General features: G+C 46.9%; 1 protein-coding gene. It reads left to right on the top strand.

Annotation, left to right across the window (positions count from 1 at the left end; all coding sequences use genetic code 11):
- Positions 1-148: 148 nt before the first annotated feature.
- A partial coding sequence (locus tag A3756_RS20405; RefSeq protein WP_231875593.1) for a methyl-accepting chemotaxis protein occupies positions 149-751 on the top strand: 603 nt, incomplete at its 3' end.

A 751-nucleotide genomic window follows, 5' to 3' on the forward strand; every position in this document is an offset into this window, starting at 1 on the left:
AGATATGGGGCTCCGTGTTGAGTCCAGCTCACCCGTGATAGAAATAAATGGCATGGTACTAACCTTCAATAAATTTCTAGATCAAGTCGAAGGAATCATTAAGCAGTTAACTGAGCTGGTTGATCATATTAGCGAGGCATCAGAGTAATTGAGCTCTTTGACGATTAATACTCAAGATAGAATTAATCAACAGAAAGACCAATCTGAACGCGTTGCGACAGCGATTACACAGATGAGTGTGGCAGTATCTCATGTGACGGATAACGCGCATTCGGCAGCGGAAGCAGCGAAAGAAGCGAACTCCGAGGCCGAATCCGGGTCCCAAGTTGTTAATGTTGCGGTATCGGTGATTGATCAGCTAGCTGAAGGTGTCGAACATACAGCCGAGACCATACAGCGTGTTGAACAGGATACGCACAACATAAGTACCGTGTTAGATTTTATTCGAGGCATCGCTGATCAAACAAACTTACTAGCCTTGAATGCCTCCATCGAGTCGGCTCGTGCAGGAGATAGTGGTCGCGGCTTTGCCGTCGTTGCAGATGAAGTGCGTACCTTGGCGAGTCAGACACAGAAATCGACTGAAGAAATTCAGCACTTGGTTCAGCAGCTACAGGCGGGTACCGAAGGTGCAACTGAGTCAATAGCTTTAGGCCAAGAAATGGCTAAAGACAGCGTGGAAAAAGCTCGAGACGCTGATAATTCCTTGCAAGCAATCACCCGAAGTGCTCACACGATCAGTGATATGAAT

The sequence above is a fragment of the Oleiphilus sp. HI0086 genome, from assembly GCF_001635225.1.